Genomic DNA, 18,562 nt, shown 5'->3' with positions numbered 1-18,562 from the left:
CTGTCCCGCCTCTCCGCGTTTCTTGGCCAGACTGAGAGCCGCGAGACCAGCGCGGGCGGCCGGCGGTTCGGCGGCGGGCCGTTTTGGGGGTACCCGGTGAGTTACCCTCTTCTCCCGTTGGCAAGGCTGTCTCGGAGATGATTTCGGCCCCCACCAAGCTTACTGGTGGGGGCCGAAACTCTGGCCTAAATACTCGGAGAGGAGGTCCAGCTCGGGTGCAGTGGCACGTGGGACAGCCCGCCCCATGCCAATGCGACCGTGGTGTCGACGGCCTCGTCCTTGGGGATCGGACGGTCGGCCTCGAGCCAGTACCGCGCGGTGAACTGGCTCGCGCCGACCAGGCCGACCGCGAGGATGCGGGCCCGGTACGGGTCGAGGCCGGAGTCATGGGCCACCAGGTCGAAGACGGCGTCCACACACGCTTCGGTGGCCTGTTCGACGCGACGCTGCACCTGCGGCTCGCTGGTCAGGTCCGATTCGAAGACCAGCCGGAAGCCCTGCATCTCGTTGTCGACGAAATCGAAGTAGGCCTGCACCGCCGCACGCACGCGCTGGCGGTTGTCGGTGGTGGAGCGCAGCGCCTGACGCACACTCGAGACCAACATGTCGACGTAGTTCTGCAGCACCGCGACATATAGCTCGAGCTTGCTGGTGAAGTGCTGATACAGCACCGGTTTGCTGACGCCCGCGCATTGCGAGATCTCGTCCATTCCGGCGGCGTGATAGCCACGGAGGACGAACACCTCACTGGCAGCGGCTAGCAGCTGCGTTCGCCGTTCGTCGCGCGGCAGCCGGGTGCCACGCTTGGCCGGGGTCATGGCCTCGGACGACGTTCTGCGGGACGTCATCCGGTCCACGAGGTCAGTCATTTCGGATCTCCCAGTCGATTCCCCGGCAAAAGGGGTGTGCACCGGGTTATCCACAGCACGATACCCGCTCGCATCACACTTTCCGATGGGGGTGGGAAATGCGCTCTGGCAACCGCACGGCACCGGTGAGAAATCTCCTAGTGATCAACCGGCCCGCCAATGCACGGTAGAGCGGCCTTTCGCACTGTGAGAGTCTGTTTCCCGTGACCGACCGACCGGAAATGCCGACCGGTGGCGGGCGCGATGCGCACCGCCCCCCTGGTTCCGACGACTCCGGTTCCGCAGTGTCGTCGAGTGTGGCATGGCCGGATCCTCCCGCATCCGACCGCTCCCGTCAGCCGTTGCGTGCCCGCTGGGACCCGACCGCACCGGACGAGAAGGCTCGATCGCGCGCCCCACGCCCACCTCGTGATGTGAAGAAGCAGAGCGCCATCGGCCGATTCGTTTCGACCTACGGCTGGCGGGCGTACGCATTACCGGTGCTGTTCGCGGTGACGGTCATCGTGGTGGTCGACGCGGTGCGCGCCGGCCCCGATCCGGCCGCGGCCTCAGGGGAACCCGGGTTCGGGCGGCTGAGCCCACCTGCCGCGAGCGCGGGCGTTATCGGCGCACCACCCGGTGACGGCAAATTCCCCGATGATCTGCCGACGGGCATGCTGCCGGAGGGCGGGCAGTTCGTGGAGACCGGTGCCGGGACCTGGCGGGTTGTTCCTGGGACGAGTGCCCAGGTGGGCGCGGGCGAAGAGTACGTCTTCAGCTACACCGTCGAGATCGAGGACGGCCTGGACACCTCGGGCTACGGCGGCGACGCGTCGGTGGCGAAGATGGTCGATTCCACCCTTGCCAATCCGAAGAGCTGGACCCATGACCGCAAGTTCGCCTTCCGTCGGGTGGATCAGGGCGATCCGGACTTCCGGGTCTCGCTCACCTCGCGTGAAACCACCCGCACCTCATGCGGTTTCGAGATCGAGATCGATTCGTCGTGCTACAACTCCGACCTCGGCCGGGTGGTGCTGTCGGAGGCCCGGTGGGTGCGCGGGGCGCTCGCCTTCGAGGGCGATATCGGCTCCTACCGGCAGTATCTGGTCAACCACGAGGTCGGCCATGCCGTCGGGTACCACCAGCATCAGCCCTGCGAAACCGACGGCGGGCTGGCGCCGGTGATGATGCAGCAGACCTTCGGTGTCGAGAACAACGTCATCGCCACCCTCGACCCGGATGGCGTGGTGCCGATGGACGGTAAGAGCTGCAGGTTCAATCCCTGGCCGTATCCGCGCGGCTGACCCGCCGGGCCGGTTGGCGCCCGGCATCGAGGATGCGGGACCATGGGAGGGGAAGAACGGCCGGGTCCCCGGTGTTGCACCGGTAGCGCACCCAGGCGTGCGCCCATCGCATCGTGATCGGCCCATTCGATTCGAGGAGTTCTGGACGTGTCATCACCGAAGTCCCTGCCACCACTGGTCGAGCCGGCCGCGGAGCTGACCAGGGACGAGGTCGCCCGCTACAGCCGCCACCTGATCATTCCCGATGTGGGCGTGGACGGGCAGAAGCGACTGAAGAACGCCAAGGTGCTGGTGATCGGCGCGGGTGGGCTCGGCTCGCCAGCACTGCTGTACCTGGCCGCCGCCGGTGTCGGCACGCTCGGCATCGTCGAGTTCGACGAGGTCGACCTGTCCAACCTGCAGCGCCAGGTCATCCACGGCGAATCCGATATCGGCCGCTCCAAGGCCGATAGCGCCCGCGATTCCATTCTGGAGATCAATTCCGGTATCGACGTGCGGCTGCACAAGATCCGGCTGGAACCGGACAACGCCGTCGAGCTGTTCGCCGAGTACGACCTGATCGTCGACGGCACCGACAACTTCGCCACCCGCTACTTGGTCAACGATGCCGCGGTACTGGCGGGCAAGCCCTACGTGTGGGGCTCGATCTACCGGTTCGAAGGCCAGGTGTCGGTGTTCTGGGAGGACGCCCCCGACGGCCGCGGCATCAACTACCGCGATCTGTACCCGGAGGCGCCGCCGCCGGGCATGGTCCCCTCCTGCGCCGAGGGCGGTGTGCTCGGCGTGCTGTGTGCCTCCATCGGTTCGATCATGGTGACCGAAGCGATCAAGCTGATCACCGGTATCGGCGACCCGTTGCTGGGCCGGCTGATGGTGTACGACGCACTCGACATGACATACCGCACCATCAAGCTGCGCCGCGATCCGGAACGTCAGCCGATCACCGAGCTGATCGACTACGAGGAGTTCTGCGGTGTGGTGAGCGAGGAAGGTCAGGCGGCCGTCGCCGGCTCCACGATCACCGCGCGTGAGCTCAAGGAGTTGATCGACGCCGGTAAGCCGGTGCATTTGGTCGATGTTCGCGAGCCCGTCGAATGGGACATCGTGCACATCGAGGGCGCGACGCTGATTCCGAAGGACCGCATCCTGTCAGGTGAGGCACTGTCGGAGCTGCCGCAGAACCGGCCGATCGTGTTGCACTGCAAGACCGGTATCCGCTCGGCGGAGGCGCTGGCCGCGCTCAAACGCGCGGGGTTCGCCGATGCCACGCATCTGCAGGGCGGTGTGATCGCCTGGGCAAACCAGGTCGACCCCTCGCTACCGGTGTACTGACCGGCCCGGCGCATCGCCGGCAATCTCGGCGCGGCGCCCGTTTCGGGCGCGGCGCCGGGAGTACGGTACGGCCGTGACGTCTGTGGAACCTCCCGAGCATGTGCGAGCCACGTTCGGCCTGCGCGAGGTGACGCCGATTGCGCTCGGCGACTGGGAAGGCGGCTGGCGCCTCGGTGATGTGGTGCTCAGCCCGGTCGCCGATCATGCGAGGGCGGCCTGGTCGGCGAAGGTGCGGGAATCGCTGAAGGTCGACGGGTTGCGACTGGCGCGCCCGGTGCGCGCCACCGACGGACGCTATGTGGTGTCCGGCTGGCGGGCGGACACTTTCCTGGAAGGTACGCCCGAACCGCGTCATGACGAGGTGGTGTCGGTCTCGCTGCGATTGCACGCGGCCACCGCCCAGCTCGAACGGCCGCGGTTTCTGGTGCAACCGCCGGTCGCGCCGTGGATGGATGTCGACGTGTTCGTCGCCGCTGATCGTGCCGCCTGGGAGGCCGTACCGCTGCGCAGCCTGCGCGCGGGTGGCGCGATGCCCGCGACGTCGCCGGACGGCAGGCACAGCATGGAGTTGATCGGGCAGCTGGCCACCTTGCGTAAACCGGTGCGGACCCCGGCGCAGCTGGTGCACGGTGACCTGTTCGGCACCGTATTGTTCTCCGGCGCCGACACTCCCGGCCTCAGCGACATCACCCCGTACTGGCGCCCGGCGGCCTGGGCCGCGGGGGTGGTGGTGGTGGACGCGCTGTCGTGGGGCGGCGCCGACGACGGGTTACTGGAGCGGTGGGGGGATCTGCCGGAGTGGCCGCAGATGTTGTTGCGTGCGGCCATGTTCCGGCTCGCGGTGCATGCGCTGCATCCGCGGTCGACGCCGGAGGCGCTGCCCGGTCTGGCACGCACCGCGGATATGGTTCGCTTCCTGCTCTGAACCGGTGTTGCCGATGAGATCGCCATGAGACCGGGTGCGGTGTCGTCGACGGTGACGGCGCCGCACCCGATCCGACCGGGACTCAGACGTTCGCGTACGCCAGTGACGGAACCCGCGCCACCGCGAATGCCGAGCGCAGGTAGAACCACCACGTCACGCCCGCCATCACCACGAAGGCGACCGCGTAGCCCCAGAAGGCAGGCGCCATACTGCCGAAGTTGATGTTGGACAGTCGAAGTGCCTGCTGGAGCAGGTAGCCGCCCGAGGCGCCGATCGCACCGATGACGCCGATGGCCGCACCCGCCTGTCGTTTCGCCGACGCGGCCGCTTCGCCGGGATCGAGATCGTGCGCTGCGGCGTACTTCGCGGCCTCGGCGCTGAAGATCGACGGGATCATCCGATAGGTGGATCCGTTGCCGATCCCGGTCAGCACGAACAGCAGCAGGAACGACATCAGATACAGCGGAAAGCTCTTCAGTTCCAGCGCCGCCATGATCAACGCCACCGCGACGGCCATCCCGGCGAACACCGTCAGGGTGATCTTGGCGCCACCGATCTTGTCCGACACCCAGCCACCGAACGGCCTGCTGAACGAACCGACCAGGGCGCCGAGGAAGGCGAGATTGCCGAGTGTGGTGATCCAGCCGATCTTCGCCAGATCGGGGAAGTTGGCCTTGATCAGCGTGGGGAAGGCGAAGGAGAAACCGATGAACGAACCGAAGGTGCCGATGTAGAGCACCGACATCACCCAGGTGTGCTGGTTGGTCAGTGCGAGCCGGTAGGACTTTCCATCGGATTTCGCGGTGCGCAGGCTGTCCATGCAGCGCAGTGCCCCGACGGTCGCGATCAGGATGAACGGCACCCAGACCAGCACCGCGAGCGTGATACCGAACCGGTACCCCGCCGGATCCTTGGCCGTCAGGTGGGTGCCGAAGGTGATCAGCAGCGGCAGGATCAGCTGGGTCTGCGCGACGCCGAGATTGCCGCCCGCCGCGTTGATCCCGAGGGCCGCACCTTTTTTCCCTTCCGGGAAGAAGAAGGAGATATTGGCCATCGAGGAGGAGAAGTTGCCGCCGCCGACCCCGGCTAGGGCCGCCAAGACCAGGAACACCCACATCGGAGTGTTCGGTTGGTTGACGAAATAGGCCAACCCGAGCGTGGGGATCAGTAGCATGGCGGCGCTGAACGCGGTGAAGGCGCGGCCGCCGAAGCGGGGGATGGCGAACGTGTACGGAATCCGCAGTGCCGCACCGACCAGCGTCGGGGTGGAGGTGAGGAGCAGGGCGTTGCTCACCGCCGTCGGGTCTCCCTGGCCGAGCCCGGACAGAAAGCCGAAACCGGCTGCGCCCATGCTCGTCACGACCGAACCCCAGATGACCCAGACACTGAAGCCGAGATTCTCGGCGAATACCGAGAAGGCCAGGTTCTTCCTGGCGGTGCGCGCGCCGCCGGATGCCCAGAACTCCGGATCGTCGGGTTCCCAGGTGTCGATCCAGCGTCCGCGCTTCTGATAATCGAACGTCGGTGTGTGCTTGCCGGTGTCGGATATCGCGGTCATCGGCTCCCTCTCGATCGCACTACGACCGCTCCCTCATCGCGGCAGCGCTGCCCCATTGCAGCGGTGTGGTGTCCCCGGCGGTTCCCTCATGAACGTCCGCCGGGCGCCTGAGCGGTCGAATCACAAGGTAGGAGCGTGGTGTTGCGGTCACATGGCCCGCGGTGACGTTCGCGGCAATTCCGGCTCACCGGTGATCCGGCACACCGGTGACCTATCGGTTACGCGCTCTCGCTACCCGGTGCCGGGTATTCGGCGAGCAGGGAGCCGAGGAAGCAGCGCGCGGCCTGGGCGGCGCGGTCGGCGTCGCCGTCGATGACGGCCTGCACCAGTTCGCGGTGCTCGGCGTCGTAGGAATCGCCGTACTTCGAGGTTCTGGAGCGGATACCCGCTTCGATGACCGGCAGCAGCGAGTCGTAGAACTCCAGGTACACCGCGTTGTGGCTGGCGACGACGATGGCGCGGTGCAGTTGGACGTCGGCCTCGATGGCGGCGGGGTTGTCCTCGTCCCAGGACTGACCGCGTTCTTCGAGGAGCCGCCGCATCGTCGCTATATCGGTCTCGTCGCGGCGTTGGGCGGCGAGCGCGGCGGCGGTGGTGTCGAGGGCCTGGCGCAACTCGAGGATGTCGCGTTCCTGGGCGTCGGCGAAGTACTTGGCCAGCGCGCCACTGACATCGGAGCTGGCGATCACATAGGTACCCGAACCCTGTCTGCGCTCGAGCATGCCCGCATGGACGAGTGCCTGCACCGCCTCCCGCAACGTATTTCGGCCGGTGCCGGTGAGTTCGGCGAGTTCCGGCTCGGTGGGGATACGCGAGCCGATCGCCCAACGGCCCGAGCGAATTTCGGCCCGGAGCTGTTCGGTGACCTGCGCGATGAGACTGGTGCGGCGGACGGGTTGCACCGCAACAGGGTACCGCTCGTCACATCGGCTTGCTCCCGTCATCCGGTCATCCTATGATTTCTCGGTGACCGCTACCCTGCCCGAGACCACCAGTAGCCCCGCCGGCTCGCAGACGGCGCAGCGCCGCCGCGCGCTGACCGAAGGCCGGCTGCTCGTACTCGCGGCAATCATCATGTCGGCGCTCGTCCTGCGCGTCGCGGTCACCGCCTTCAGCCCGCTGGCCGAGGAGATCGGACACGAGATCGGCTACGGCACCGCCGTCGTCGGCGTGTTCGGCATGATCCCCACCCTGATGTTCTCGCTGTCGGGTCTGCTGACGCCGCTCATGGTGCGCAGGCTCGGGCTGGAGCGCACCGCACTGGCCGCCATGCTCATGGCCGGGCTCGGCATGCTCATCCGGGTGCTCGTCTCGGGTACCGCGGAATTGTTCGTCTTCTCCGCCCTGGCCCTCGGTGGCATGGGCATCGGCAACGTGGTGATCCCGCCGCTGGTCAAACGGTACTTCCCTGACCGGCTCGCCATCGTCAGCGCGCTCTACATCACCATGGTGCAGCTCGGAACGGTGCTGCCCGCGCTGGTCGCGGTGCCGGTCGCCGAATCGCACGGCTGGCGGATCTCGCTGGGTATGTGGGCGCTGCTCGGCTTCATCGCGGCCGTGCCGTGGTTCGGGGTGCTGCGCGACCGCCGCGGTCGCGACAAGATCGACACCACCGCGCTGCCTGCCGACGGACACGCCACCACCGGAAAGGCGTGGCGTTCACCGGTCGCCTGGGGCATGGCGGGCATGTTCGGCATGACCTCGCTGACGGCGTACTCCATGTTCACCTGGCTGCCGACGATCTTCGCCGACGCGGGCGCGAGCGCGGCCTTCGGCGGCTCCATGGTCGCGCTGTTCGCGGTGGTCGGCCTGGTCGCCGCGCTGACCGCGCCGACCGTCGCCGCCCGCTTGACCAATCCGTTCCCCGTGGTGATCGGCTGCGCGGTGTGCTTCTTCGTGGCCTTCACCGCCCTGCTGGTCGCGCCGATGAGCGCTCCGATTCTGTGGGTGATCGTGCTCGGGCTCGGTCCGAGCACCTTCCCGATGGCGCTCACCCTGATCAACCTGCGCACCCGCACCCCGGCGGGCTCGGCAGCGCTATCGGGTTTCACCCAGGGTGTCGGCTACGCGGTGGCGTGTGCCGGACCCGTGCTGTTCGGCATGCTGCACTCGGCCACCGGTGGGTACGCGGCGCCGTTCGCCTTCCTCGGTGTCGCGGTGCTGGTGTTGCTGGCCGGTGCCTGGCAGGCCTGCAAGCCGCGCATGCTCGAGGACAGCTGGTCGGCCCGCTGAGTCGACGATCCGGCGCCGCACACCGTTTCCGGCGTGCGGCGCCGTTGTCCCGTGCGGCGGTTGCGCGTAGGACTTGCGGCCGAGCGTGACGCACGTCATGCTGGCAGGCGACCTCACCGCGCCGATTCGCGCGATCAGGCGATTGGACACGTCCGGAAACGGTTGCGTCATATGCCTGAAACATCTCACCCCGATTTCCCGGGATTCGTGAGCAACCGTTGATTTGACGGTCATTTCCCGCAGCATTTCGGCAATACCCGTTTCCTACCGTGGGGCCAACCGATTTTGGGAGGCCCGTTGAGCACGCTGACGCGTAACCGCAACCTCGAGCACTGGGATGCCGAGGATGTCGCGGCCTGGGAAGCAGGCGGCAAGGACATCGCCAAGCGCAACCTGATCTGGTCAGTCGTCGCCGAACATGTCGGCTTCTCCATCTGGTCGATCTGGTCGGTGATGGTGCTGTTCATGCCGACCGAAACCTTCGGTATCGACGCGGCGGGCAAGTTCTTCCTCGTGGCCGTTCCGACCCTGGTCGGCGCGGTGCTGCGGATTCCGTACACCGTGGCCACGGCGAAGTTCGGCGGTCGTAACTGGACGGTCTTCAGCGCGATCGCGCTGCTGGTGCCCGCGCTGCTGACGCTGTACTTCGTCAACCAGCCCGGCACCTCCTACACCACCTTCCTTGTGGTGGCTGCCTTCGCAGGTCTCGGCGGCGGCAACTTCGCCTCCTCGATGACCAACATCAACGCCTTCTACCCGCAGCGGCTCAAGGGCTGGGCGCTCGGCATGAACGCGGGCGGCGGCAATATCGGCGTTCCGGTGATCCAGTTGCTCGGGCTGCTGGTCATCGCCACCCTCGGCACCGACTACGCCTCGATCATCTGCGCCATCTACCTGGTGCTCATCGCGATCGCCGGTATCGGCGCGGCCCTGTTCATGGACAACCTGCGCAACCAGAAGGCGGACCTGGCCTACATGGTCACCGCGCTGAAGGTGCCGCAGTCGTGGGCCATCGCCTTCCTCTACATCGGCACCTTCGGATCGTTCATCGGTTATAGCTTCGCCTTCGGCCAGATCCTGCAGATCAGCTTCGTGGCCGGTGGTGACACCCCGATGCAGGCCACCCTGCACGCCGCGCAGATCGCGTTCATCGGCCCGCTGCTCGGTTCGCTGGCCCGCCCCTACGGCGGAAAGCTGGCCGACAGGATCGGTGGCAGCAAGGTCAGCTTGGCCATCTTCGGCGCGATGATGGTCGCTGCCGTGGTGGTCGCGGTCGCTTCCACCATCGGTGACGGCACCGCGGGTGGCCCGTCCGGTGCGGCCATGACCGTGCTGACGCTCGGCTTCGTCGCCCTGTTCATCCTGTCCGGCCTCGGAAACGGATCGGTCACCAAGATCATCCCGTCGGTCTTCGACGCCAAGTCCAAGAGCCTGGACGCGAGCCCGGCCGAGCAGGCCGCTTGGTCGCAGAACACCTCGGGTGCGCTGATCGGGTTCGTCGGCGCCATCGGCGCGCTCGGCGGTGTCGGCATCAACCTGGTGCTGCGCTCGTCCTACGCGTCCACGCAGTCCGCGACCACCGCCTTCTGGGTGTTCATGGGCTTCTATGTCGCCTGCGCCATCGTCACCTGGGCGGTGTTCCTGCGCAGGCCGAGCCTGCGGACCCGCGAATCCGGCACCGACGTCGTGGTCGAGGCCGAAGCCCTGGTTCTGGAAGCCGAGGCCGCCAACTCCACCACCCGGTCCACCAACTCGTCGGCTCGCGCCTGACACCGATCATCCACGGAGGGACAGTCATGAACTCGACAGTCGAACCCACTCAGCGCAAGACCGTGGTGGTCGCAGGCCATGGCATGGTCGGGCACCGGTTCGTGGAAGCGCTGCGTTCCCGCGACGAGGCAGGCCAGTGGCAGGTCGTGATCCTCAGCGAGGAAAAGCTGGCCGCCTACGACCGCGTCGGCCTGTCGTCCTACGTCGGCGCCTGGGACGCGAGCGCGCTCGCCCTGCCCGGTAACGAGTACGCGGGAGACGAGCTGGTCGAGCTGCGGCTTGGCCAGCGCGCCGAGTCCGTCGACCGAGCCGCCCGCAAGATCACCACCTCCTCCGGCGAGACCATCGGCTACGACGCGCTGGTGCTCGCCACCGGTTCGTACGCCTTCGTGCCACCGGTGCCCGGCCACGACAGCGACGGATGTTTCGTCTACCGCACCCTCGAGGACCTCGATGGCATCCGCGACACCGCCGCGGCGGCGGGCGAGGGCGCGCACGGTGTCGTGGTCGGTGGCGGTCTGCTCGGTCTGGAAGCGGCGAACGCGCTGCGGCTGCTCGGGATGACCCCGCATGTCGTTGAATTCAACGACCGCCTGATGCCCGCCCAGATCGACGAGGGCGGTGGCGCCATCCTGGAGAAGCTGGTCACTGACCTGGGCCTGCAGGTGCACACCGGTGTCGGCACGTCCTCGATCGAACACTTCGCCGACGCGGACCCGGCCACCAAGCTCAAGGTCACCCTGTCCGACGACACCACCATCGACGCCGCGATGGTTGTGTTCTCCGCCGGTATCCGCCCGCGCGACGAGATCGCCCGCGAGGCCGGCCTCGAGGTAGGTCCGCGCGGCGGCATCATCACCGACCTCGGTCTGCGGACCTCCGACCCGAACATCTACGCGGTCGGCGAATGCGCCGCGGTCGAGGGCATCTGCTACGGCCTGGTCGCGCCCGGTTACACCACCGCCGAGATCGTCGCCGACCGGCTGCTCGGCGGCGCGGGCGAATTCCCCGGCGCAGACCTGTCCACCAAGCTGAAGCTGCTCGGTGTCGATGTCGCCAGCTTCGGTGACGCGCACGGCACCACCGAGGGCGCGCTGTCGGTGGTGCTGCACGACGCTGCCAAGGGCACCTACGCCAAGCTGGTCATCTCCGATGACGCGCAGACCCTGCTCGGCGGCATCCTCGTCGGTGACGCCAGTCAGTACGCCGCGCTGCGACCGCTGGTCGGGCGTCCGCTGCCCGCCGAGCCCGCCGCGCTGATCTCCCCGGCCGGTGCCGAACTCGGTGCCGACGCGCTGCCCGATGACGCCCAGATCTGCTCCTGCAACAACGTCAGCAAGGGCGCCATCTGCGGTGCCATCGCCGACGGCGCCTGCGATATCGCCGGAATCAAGAGCTGCACCAACGCCGGTACCTCCTGCGGTGGCTGTGTGCCGATGATCAAGAAGCTGCTCGAGCAGTCCGGCGTGGAGATGTCCAAGGCGCTGTGCGAGCACTTCGACCAGTCGCGGGCCGAGCTGTTCGACATCGTGCAGGTCACCGGTATCCGTACCTTCTCCGAACTGATCGGCAAGTACGGCAAGGGCGCTGGCTGCGATATCTGCAAGCCCACCGTCGCCTCCATCCTCGCCTCCACCTCGAGCGATCACATCCTCGACGGCGAGCAGGCCGCGCTGCAGGACACCAACGACCACTTCCTTGCCAACCTGCAGAAGAACGGCACCTACTCCGTGGTGCCCCGGATGCCCGGTGGTGAGGTCACCGCCGAGCAGCTGATCGTGATCGGCGAGGTCGCCAAGGAATTCGACCTCTACGTCAAGGTCACCGGTGGCCAGCGCATCGACCTGTTCGGCGCCAGCGTGGATCAGCTGCCGCAGATCTGGAAGCGCCTGGTCGACGCGGGTATGGAATCGGGCCACGCGTACGGCAAGTCGCTGCGCACGGTCAAGAGCTGCGTCGGTTCCACCTGGTGCCGCTACGGCCAGCAGGATTCGGTCGGTATGGCCGTGCTGCTGGAGAAGCGCTACCGCGGTCTGCGCTCCCCGCACAAGCTCAAGCTTGCGGTCTCCGGTTGTGCTCGCGAATGCGCCGAGGCGCGTGGCAAGGACGTCGGCGTCATCGCCACCGAGAACGGCTGGAACCTCTACGTCGGCGGTAACGGTGGTCTGACCCCCAAGCACGCCGTACTGCTGGCCGGTGAGCTCGACGACGACACGCTGATCTCCTACATCGACCGCTACCTGATGTTCTACATCCGCACCGCCGACCGGCTGCAGCGCACCGCGCCGTGGCAGGAATCGCTCGAGGGTGGCATCGACTACGTCAAGCAGGTGGTCTGCGAGGACAGCCTCGGTATCGCGGGCGATCTGGAAGCGGCGATGGCCAAGCACGTCGAGGGCTACCGCGACGAATGGGCCGCAGTGCTCGAAGACGAGGACAAGCTGTCGCGTTTCGTGTCCTTCGTCAACGCGCCCGAGGAGGCCGACCCGACCATCTCGTTCGACGACAGCGGCGAACGGAAGGTTCCGGTTCTGCTGGGTCTGCCCGATATGCCCGCAGCTGCCGGCGGCGCGTAATCGGGCACGGCGTGGTGGCGGTGTGCGCCGGAGATCTCGGTCCCGCCACAACTGCTACGCCCGGGAAATGACTGCTTAACCGCGAGGAAACAGGGCGCCGGTACCAATGAGTAAGGCGTTTGGAGGAGAACCCCGATGACCGTGATCGAAACCACCGGCACTGCCCCGGCCACCACTGGATGGACCCAGGCCTGCCGTCTCGACTACCTGATCCCAGGCCGCGGCGTTGCGGTGTTGCTGAAGGGCGGCCGCCAGGCCGCGCTGTTCCTGCATTCCGACGGCTCGGTGTACGCCGTCGGCAATATCGACCCGTTCGGACGTGCCGCGGTGATGTCGCGCGGGATCGTCGGCGACCGTGCCGGCGTGCCCGTGGTGGCCTCGCCGCTGCTCAAGCAGGCGTTCTCGCTGATCGACGGCCGCTGCCTGGACGACGACTCGGTGTCGCTGCCGGTCTACCGGGTGCGCGTCGACAACGGCGTCGTCTCGGTATCCAACGAACCCGTCGTCGGCGGTACGGACGCGGACGGATCGGCATGACGACTCCGGACGCGGGCGCGTCGCTCGCGGGTTTCACGGTCGGACTGACGGCCGCCCGGCGTTCAGAAGAGTTCGCCACCCTACTCACCCGGCGCGGCGCGGCCATCATGTCGGCGCCCGCCATCCGCATCATTCCGCTTGCCGACGACAACGAGCTCGAGCGGGTGACCCGCAGGCTCGTCGACGATCCGCCGCAGATCACCGTCGCCACCACCGGCATCGGCTTCCGCGGCTGGATGGAAGCTGCCGAGGGCTGGGGGCTGGCCGAACAGCTGCGCGACACTCTGGCCGGTACCAGGGTGGTGGCTCGCGGCCCGAAAGCCAAGGGCGCCATCCGCGCCGCCGAACTGCGTGAAGAATGGTCACCCGCGTCCGAGTCCTCGGCCGAAGTGCTCGACCATCTGCTCGCCGAAGGCGTGGAAGGTGTGCGGATCGCGGTGCAATTGCACGGCGCGACCACCGAATGGGAGCCGGTTCCGGACTTCTGCGAGGTGCTGCGCTGCGCGGGTGCCGATGTGGTGCCGGTGCCGGTGTACCGCTGGACTCCGCCCGACGATCAGGGCCCGATGGACCAGCTGATCGAGGCCGTCGTGACCTCCAGCCTGGACTGCGTCACCTTCACCAGTGCCCCGGCCGTGGCGTCGATGTTGATGCGCGCCAAGGAAACCGGGCTGCTGGAGGGGTTGCTGCACGCACTGCGTGGTCGGGTGCTGGCCGCATGTGTCGGCCCGATCACCGCGGCGCCGCTCGAGGAGCTCGGAGTGCCGACATCCCAGCCCGCGCGGGCACGGCTCGGTGCGCTGGCCCGTCACGTCGCCGAGGAATTGCCACGGCGGGCCAACCGGATCCATGCGGCCGGGCACACCATCAGCGTGCGTGGCGGCTGTGTGGTCGTCGACGGCACCGTGCGTCAGCTCGCCCCCGCGCCGATGTCGTTGATGCGTTCGCTGGCGCGCCAGCCCGGCCGGGTGGTGTCGCGGGAGGACCTGCTCTCGGCATTGCCCGGCGGCGGTGACGACACCCATGCCGTGGAGACCGCGATCGCCCGGCTACGTGCGGGTCTCGGCACGCCCAAAGCCATTCAGACCGTGGTCAAACGCGGCTACCGATTGGCGCTCGACCCGGCCGAATGTACCGACAACAACCCGCGTCCCGTGGTGCCCGGAGTCGGAACGCCGACCCGGGCACCACGCTTTGCGCAGGCGGTGACCTGGTGAGCGCGCCTGCGCTGGTGCTGGTGGCGCACGGCACCCGCAGCACCAAGGGCGTGCAGATGATCGCGAGCCTGGCCGAGGCGGTCGCGCGCGAGCTCGACCGCCCGGCCCTCGACGGCAGCGTCGACGAACTCGGCGGCGTGCCGAGGGTGCGCACCGCGTTCGTCGATGTGCTCGGGCCTTCACCGTCGGAGGTGCTGCGAGATCTGGCCGACCGCGCGGATTCCGTTCCGGCCGTGGTCGTTCCGGCGTTCCTGGCGTCCGGCTACCACGTCTACCAGGACGTGCCCCGCGAGATCACCGAGAGCGCCCACCCGGCCGTCGCGGTAACACCCGCCATGGGGCCCGACCCCGCGCTGGCCAGGATCATGCAGCTGCGGTTGCGTTCGGCTGGTTGGCGTCCGGGCGACGCGGTGGTCTTCGCGGCTGCCGGCTCCTCCGACGCTCGCGCCCGTCAGGACGTCCGCCGCGCCGCAGGCATGCTCGCCGAACACCTCGACAGCCCCGTCCGCATCGCCTACGTCGCCACCGGCGCACCCCGGGTGCCCGAGGTCGTCGCGGAACTGCGCGAATCCGGTGCCGAGCGCGTCTTCATCGCGTCGTACCTGCTTGCCCACGGCCTGTTCCATCAGCGGCTGTACGAGGCGGGAGCCGACGGCGTCGCCGCGCCGATCGGCGTCCACCCGGCGGTGGTGCGGTTGATCGCGGATCGGTATCGGGTCGCGGCCAGGGAATTGGTACAGACTCGGGTCCGCTGAGCGCCGTTGCCGAGTGGTACATGACTGCGGTTCCTACTCGACGTTCGCTGCGGCAATGTGCCATTCGATTCTGTGGTCGGGGTGGGATCCCGCGCGGACACGCTCGATGAACACGCCGATCATTGCGGCCGACGCGCCGTGACCGCGTGATAGAACACCAGATATGTACCGGCTCCCGCGATGCCTGGTGTCCCTTCTCGCGCTCAGCGCACTCCTGCTACCCACCGCGATGGTGTCGGTGATCTTTCCCGCGCCCGCGGCCGCCGCGCCCGGTGAATCCGCGATTCTGTCGGTGCGCCCGCTGGGGGGCCGGGAACTCGAGGTCGTTGTCCATTCGGCTGCCATGAATCGGCCGATCACCCTGTGGATGTCGCACCCCGGCGCCGGTGCGCCGACGCTGTATCTGCTCAACGCGGTGGACGGTGGTGAGGACGGTGGGCCGTGGACCCGGCGCACCGATGTGGCGCAGTTCTTCTCGAACAAACATGTCAACGTGGTCGTGCCGATGAGTGGGCGGGCCAGCTACTACACCGACTGGCTCGCCGACGATCCGGTGCTCGGCCGCAATCAGTGGGAGACGTTCCTGAGCAGGGAACTTCCGCCGCTGCTCGCGGACAGGTTCCAGACGACCGGACGCAACGCCGTTGCGGGCCTGTCGATGTCGGCCACGTCGGCACTGAACCTGGCGATCCGCTCGCCCGGCCTCTACCAGGCGGTCGGCGCGTTCAGCGGTTGCACCAGAACCAGTGACCCGATGGCCGTCGCCACGGTGTTCTCCCAGCTCGGTGTCTTCGGGGCCAACGCCGCCAATATGTGGGGGCCGCCCGGACATCCGGCGTGGGCCGACCACGACCCCATGCTGCACCTCGACCGGTTGCGTGGGCTCGCGGTCTACGTCTCATCCGGCAACGGCGGACCGGGCGCGCACGAAACCCTTGCCGCGCCCGATATCAACGGCAACCCGGTCAAACTGGCCGATCGCATGCTCGTCGGCGGTGTCATGGAGACCTTCGTCAGCGGGTGCACCCGTCCGCTCGTCGACAGCCTCGCTGCTCAGCGCATCCCGGCGACGGTCAACCTGCGGCAGGGCACGCACGCGTGGGCGTACTGGCAGGACGATCTGCATCAGTCCTGGTCGGTGTTCGCGCCTGCACTCGGGGTGTAGGGCCGTCAGGAGCAGCCCCGCCGCCTCATTCCCAGGCGAAGCGGGGCTGTTCCATGTGATCGACCCTGGTGTTTCTGCGGTGCAGCGCCACCTCACGGAACTGATACATGATCGCCGCGGTCGGGGCGTGCAGGTGACCGCCGAGCAGCGGCAATCGGATGAGTGGCCGATCGGATCCGGCGATCCGGCCGAACTCGGGCGCGACATCGAGTTCGGTGAACGAGATCCGGTGCACGATGGCCACTTCGTCGGGATTCGGTATCACGCCGGGATCGTCGCCGACCCACACCACCACCGGCGTCATGATGTAGCCGGATCTCGTGGGGTAGTCGTCGAGCTGCCCGAGCACATCCGATCGTTGTAGTTCGACTCCCAGCTCCTCGTGTAGTTCGCGCAGCGCCGCCGCGACCGCGTCCTCACCGGCGTCCAGCCTGCCGCCCGGCAAGGCCAACTGTCCGGCGTGGGCACGCAGGGTCGGTGCGCGTTCGGTCAGCCAGATCGCGGGCCCCGCAGGGGAGGTCACGACGGCGATCGCCACTGCGGCGGGCTTGTGATCATCAGGGGCGACGGTTCGGCGGGGGAACAGGCTCAGTGCGTCGGCCAACGCCGTTCTGGTGTCGTCATCGGACAAGCCTGCCCATTGCTTCGCGCCGCCCTCGGACATCCCGCGCACCTCATCGTCGTAAGAACTGTCGTCGCCGGCCGCGGCTGTGAGGAGCTCCGAGGCGTCCTGCTCAGGAGCAGCCGATATTCATCCGACGATATAGTGCCGGTCGAATCTCGCCGAGCAGCCCCGAGGGTTCGCTGTGTGGGATCGGATCGGTGCTCCGCGACTGAAGACGCACGACCGGCGCCGGTCGATCAGATTGTCAACAGGTCGTGCTCGCCGAGGTGGACTCGGGTGCCGTACCGAGCGCTGATGTCGCCGAGCCGGTCGCGCAACCATCGCGTCTGCGTCGTTCCTGCGCGCTGCAACCGCATCCGCCGGACGCACAGCGGAAGCATCCGCACCGTGGTTTCACCGTCGACGGTGACCAAGTACAGAAGCCGCAGGTCGGGTCGATACGTCTCATGCCCGCCGATGCCTTCGTAGTCGTCGATGACGTCGCCGCAGCCATACAGGATGGGTTTACCGCGGTAAACCTCGATCGGCCGTGGGTGGTGTGCCGAGTGCCCGTGCACGATATCGACCCCCGCCTGGATCAGCCGGTGTGCGAATTCCTGTTCGCTCCTGCTGATCCCATAACCCCAATTCGGCCCCCAATGCACCGACACGATCATCACATCGCCGGTGCGCCGGTGAGCCGACAGCTGCGCGGCGATCTCGTCGGCGTGCCTGGCCGACGGATGGTCGATCCACCACAGCCCTGATCGGTCGGATTCGGCCGCCCATGACGCGGGCGTTCCGCTGGTTCGTGCGGCCACCGAGACGATGACCACTCGATGCCCGCCCACCAACGGCACGATCGCCGGTGAACGGGCTTCGGCCGGCGTGCTACCCGCACCCACCGGCTGGATGTCCGCATCGACCAGCGATGCCAGGGTGTCGGCCAGACCGCGACGTCCGAAATCGAGGGCGTGATTGTTGCCGAGCGCGCAGGCGTCGGGCCGAATCGCGGTGAGGGTCGCGATATTGCCGGGATGCATCCGGTAGTGAATGCCCTTGTCCGGTTCGAAGGCGCCGTCCGCGGTGATCGCGGTCTCCAAATTGAGCAACCGGACATCTGGCGCGAGATCGTCGAGGATGCCCGGCACCTCGCCCCACGGCCACGCGAAGTCGACCGGGTGTGGGATCCGACCATTGGCGCGCTCGGCTGCCTCGACGTAGTGCCGAGCGTCGCGTACCCATGGCTCACGCAGCTCGGGGCGCCCAGGATGCGGCAGGATCTGGTCGACGCCACGCCCGAGCATGACGTCCCCGCCGAGCAAGACCGTGACCGCCATCGCGACCGGCGCCGACCGTTCAGTCCAGGTCGTACGCGGTCGGATGCAGCGGCTCGTACAGGCCGATCTCGCCTGCGCCGGGCACGGTCACCCTGGTGACCCGGCCCCACCCCGCCTCCTCGACCTGATCAGCGACCTCGACACCCTTGTCACGCAGGTCAGCGATAGTTTTCGCGAGGTCGTCGCACATCAGATACAGCTCGACGCGTCCACTGTCCGGTGGACCGGTGGGATGGACCGCCAGCTCGGCGGGCGGGGACTTGAAGATCAGCCAGCCGTGCCCGGCGTCCACGGTGGTCAGGCCGAGGACGTCCCGGAAGAACGCTCGCGCCGCCTCGGCGTCGCTCGCGTAGACGATGGAGTGCGCACCGGTAATCATGTCGAAACGCTATCAGTGCT

At 67.7% G+C, this 18,562-nt stretch carries 16 protein-coding genes; 10 read left to right on the top strand and 6 right to left on the bottom strand.

Going from position 1 to position 18,562, the window contains the following annotated elements; translation table 11 throughout:
- Positions 1 to 185 precede the first annotated feature (185 nt).
- On the bottom strand, positions 186 to 869 hold the full coding sequence (locus GV792_RS23335; protein ID WP_163826427.1) for a TetR/AcrR family transcriptional regulator: 684 nt from the start codon (positions 867 to 869) through the stop codon (positions 186 to 188).
- A 221-nt stretch (positions 870 to 1,090) separates the two neighbouring features.
- On the opposite strand from GV792_RS23335, the gene GV792_RS23330 reads away from it, so the two are divergent.
- From GV792_RS23330 to GV792_RS23320, 3 genes are all read left to right on the top strand, one after another.
- The gene (locus tag GV792_RS23330) at positions 1,091 to 2,152 is read left to right on the top strand and encodes a DUF3152 domain-containing protein (protein WP_375154310.1); all 1,062 of its coding nucleotides are present in this window, start codon (positions 1,091 to 1,093) and stop codon (positions 2,150 to 2,152) included.
- 147 nt (positions 2,153 to 2,299) lie between these two features.
- Positions 2,300 to 3,484: an adenylyltransferase/sulfurtransferase MoeZ gene (gene moeZ, locus GV792_RS23325; RefSeq protein WP_163826426.1), complete on the top strand. Its 1,185-nt coding sequence runs from the start codon at positions 2,300 to 2,302 to the stop codon at positions 3,482 to 3,484.
- Between the two features lie 73 nt (positions 3,485 to 3,557).
- Entirely contained in the window at positions 3,558 to 4,409 is an 852-nt protein-coding gene (locus GV792_RS23320; RefSeq protein ID WP_163826425.1) for a TIGR02569 family protein, read from the top strand.
- A gap of 82 nt (positions 4,410 to 4,491) precedes the next feature.
- Here GV792_RS23320 and GV792_RS23315 read toward each other — a convergent pair whose 3' ends face one another.
- On the bottom strand, positions 4,492 to 5,967 hold the full coding sequence (locus GV792_RS23315; protein WP_163826424.1) for an MFS transporter: 1,476 nt from the start codon (positions 5,965 to 5,967) through the stop codon (positions 4,492 to 4,494).
- A gap of 218 nt (positions 5,968 to 6,185) precedes the next feature.
- Complete coding sequence (locus GV792_RS23310; RefSeq protein WP_163826423.1) at positions 6,186 to 6,869, bottom strand: FadR/GntR family transcriptional regulator; 684 nt, start codon at positions 6,867 to 6,869, stop codon at positions 6,186 to 6,188.
- Between the two features lie 64 nt (positions 6,870 to 6,933).
- On the opposite strand from GV792_RS23310, the gene GV792_RS23305 reads away from it, so the two are divergent.
- From GV792_RS23305 to GV792_RS23275, 7 genes are all read left to right on the top strand, one after another.
- Positions 6,934 to 8,199: a CynX/NimT family MFS transporter gene (locus GV792_RS23305; protein WP_375154472.1), complete on the top strand. Its 1,266-nt coding sequence runs from the start codon at positions 6,934 to 6,936 to the stop codon at positions 8,197 to 8,199.
- A 297-nt stretch (positions 8,200 to 8,496) separates the two neighbouring features.
- Positions 8,497 to 9,969 carry a nitrate/nitrite transporter gene (locus tag GV792_RS23300; protein WP_163826422.1) on the top strand — a complete coding sequence of 491 codons (1,473 nt, stop codon included), beginning with the start codon at positions 8,497 to 8,499 and terminating at the stop codon, positions 9,967 to 9,969.
- A 26-nt stretch (positions 9,970 to 9,995) separates the two neighbouring features.
- A complete protein-coding gene (nirB, locus tag GV792_RS23295; RefSeq protein WP_163826421.1) occupies positions 9,996 to 12,545 on the top strand; it encodes a nitrite reductase large subunit NirB in 2,550 nt (849 codons plus the stop codon).
- A gap of 135 nt (positions 12,546 to 12,680) precedes the next feature.
- Positions 12,681 to 13,082: a nitrite reductase small subunit NirD gene (gene nirD, locus GV792_RS23290; RefSeq protein WP_163826420.1), complete on the top strand. Its 402-nt coding sequence runs from the start codon at positions 12,681 to 12,683 to the stop codon at positions 13,080 to 13,082.
- Complete coding sequence (locus tag GV792_RS23285) at positions 13,079 to 14,299, top strand: uroporphyrinogen-III synthase (protein ID WP_163826419.1); 1,221 nt, start codon at positions 13,079 to 13,081, stop codon at positions 14,297 to 14,299. Before nirD ends, GV792_RS23285 begins: the two co-directional genes overlap by 4 nt.
- Positions 14,296 to 15,054, top strand: coding sequence for a sirohydrochlorin chelatase (locus tag GV792_RS23280; protein ID WP_163826418.1), 759 nt, complete (start codon positions 14,296 to 14,298; stop codon positions 15,052 to 15,054). The genes GV792_RS23285 and GV792_RS23280 overlap by 4 nt, the downstream gene beginning before the upstream one ends.
- Before the next feature lie 163 nt (positions 15,055 to 15,217).
- Positions 15,218 to 16,219: an alpha/beta hydrolase gene (locus GV792_RS23275; RefSeq protein ID WP_163826417.1), complete on the top strand. Its 1,002-nt coding sequence runs from the start codon at positions 15,218 to 15,220 to the stop codon at positions 16,217 to 16,219.
- A 25-nt stretch (positions 16,220 to 16,244) separates the two neighbouring features.
- Here GV792_RS23275 and GV792_RS23270 read toward each other — a convergent pair whose 3' ends face one another.
- The 3 genes from GV792_RS23270 to GV792_RS23260 all read right to left on the bottom strand — a co-directional run bounded on the left by GV792_RS23270 (position 16,245) and on the right by GV792_RS23260 (position 18,542).
- Entirely contained in the window at positions 16,245 to 16,883 is a 639-nt protein-coding gene (locus GV792_RS23270; protein ID WP_163826416.1) for an NUDIX hydrolase, read from the bottom strand.
- 197 nt (positions 16,884 to 17,080) lie between these two features.
- Positions 17,081 to 18,163 carry a CapA family protein gene (locus tag GV792_RS23265; RefSeq protein ID WP_163826415.1) on the bottom strand — a complete coding sequence of 361 codons (1,083 nt, stop codon included), beginning with the start codon at positions 18,161 to 18,163 and terminating at the stop codon, positions 17,081 to 17,083.
- Positions 18,164 to 18,182: 19 nt separating this feature from the next.
- Positions 18,183 to 18,542 (bottom strand): VOC family protein, encoded by a 360-nt coding sequence (locus GV792_RS23260; RefSeq protein WP_163826414.1) that lies wholly within the window; start codon positions 18,540 to 18,542, stop codon positions 18,183 to 18,185.
- Between the last annotated feature and the right edge of the window lie 20 nt (positions 18,543 to 18,562).

The sequence above is a fragment of the Nocardia cyriacigeorgica genome (assembly GCF_010868145.1).
GTDB lineage: Bacteria > Actinomycetota > Actinomycetes > Mycobacteriales > Mycobacteriaceae > Nocardia > Nocardia cyriacigeorgica_D.
This window is presented reverse-complemented; position numbering and strand designations above follow the sequence as displayed.

What these genes read in the sequence shown, in the direction of transcription:
- GV792_RS23335 (WP_163826427.1), bottom strand. Translation starts at nt 869, where the DNA reads ATGACTGACCTCGTGGACCGGATGACGTCCCGCAGAACGTCGTCCGAG.
- GV792_RS23330 (WP_375154310.1), top strand. Translation starts at nt 1,091, where the DNA reads ATGCCGACCGGTGGCGGGCGCGATGCGCACCGCCCCCCTGGTTCCGAC.
- GV792_RS23315 (WP_163826424.1), bottom strand. Translation starts at nt 5,967, where the DNA reads ATGACCGCGATATCCGACACCGGCAAGCACACACCGACGTTCGATTAT.
- nirB (WP_163826421.1), top strand. Translation starts at nt 9,996, where the DNA reads ATGAACTCGACAGTCGAACCCACTCAGCGCAAGACCGTGGTGGTCGCA.
- nirD (WP_163826420.1), top strand. Translation starts at nt 12,681, where the DNA reads ATGACCGTGATCGAAACCACCGGCACTGCCCCGGCCACCACTGGATGG.
- GV792_RS23285 (WP_163826419.1), top strand. Translation starts at nt 13,079, where the DNA reads ATGACGACTCCGGACGCGGGCGCGTCGCTCGCGGGTTTCACGGTCGGA.
- GV792_RS23275 (WP_163826417.1), top strand. Translation starts at nt 15,218, where the DNA reads ATGTACCGGCTCCCGCGATGCCTGGTGTCCCTTCTCGCGCTCAGCGCA.
- GV792_RS23270 (WP_163826416.1), bottom strand. Translation starts at nt 16,883, where the DNA reads ATGTCCGAGGGCGGCGCGAAGCAATGGGCAGGCTTGTCCGATGACGAC.
- GV792_RS23265 (WP_163826415.1), bottom strand. Translation starts at nt 18,163, where the DNA reads ATGGCGGTCACGGTCTTGCTCGGCGGGGACGTCATGCTCGGGCGTGGC.
- GV792_RS23260 (WP_163826414.1), bottom strand. Translation starts at nt 18,542, where the DNA reads ATGATTACCGGTGCGCACTCCATCGTCTACGCGAGCGACGCCGAGGCG.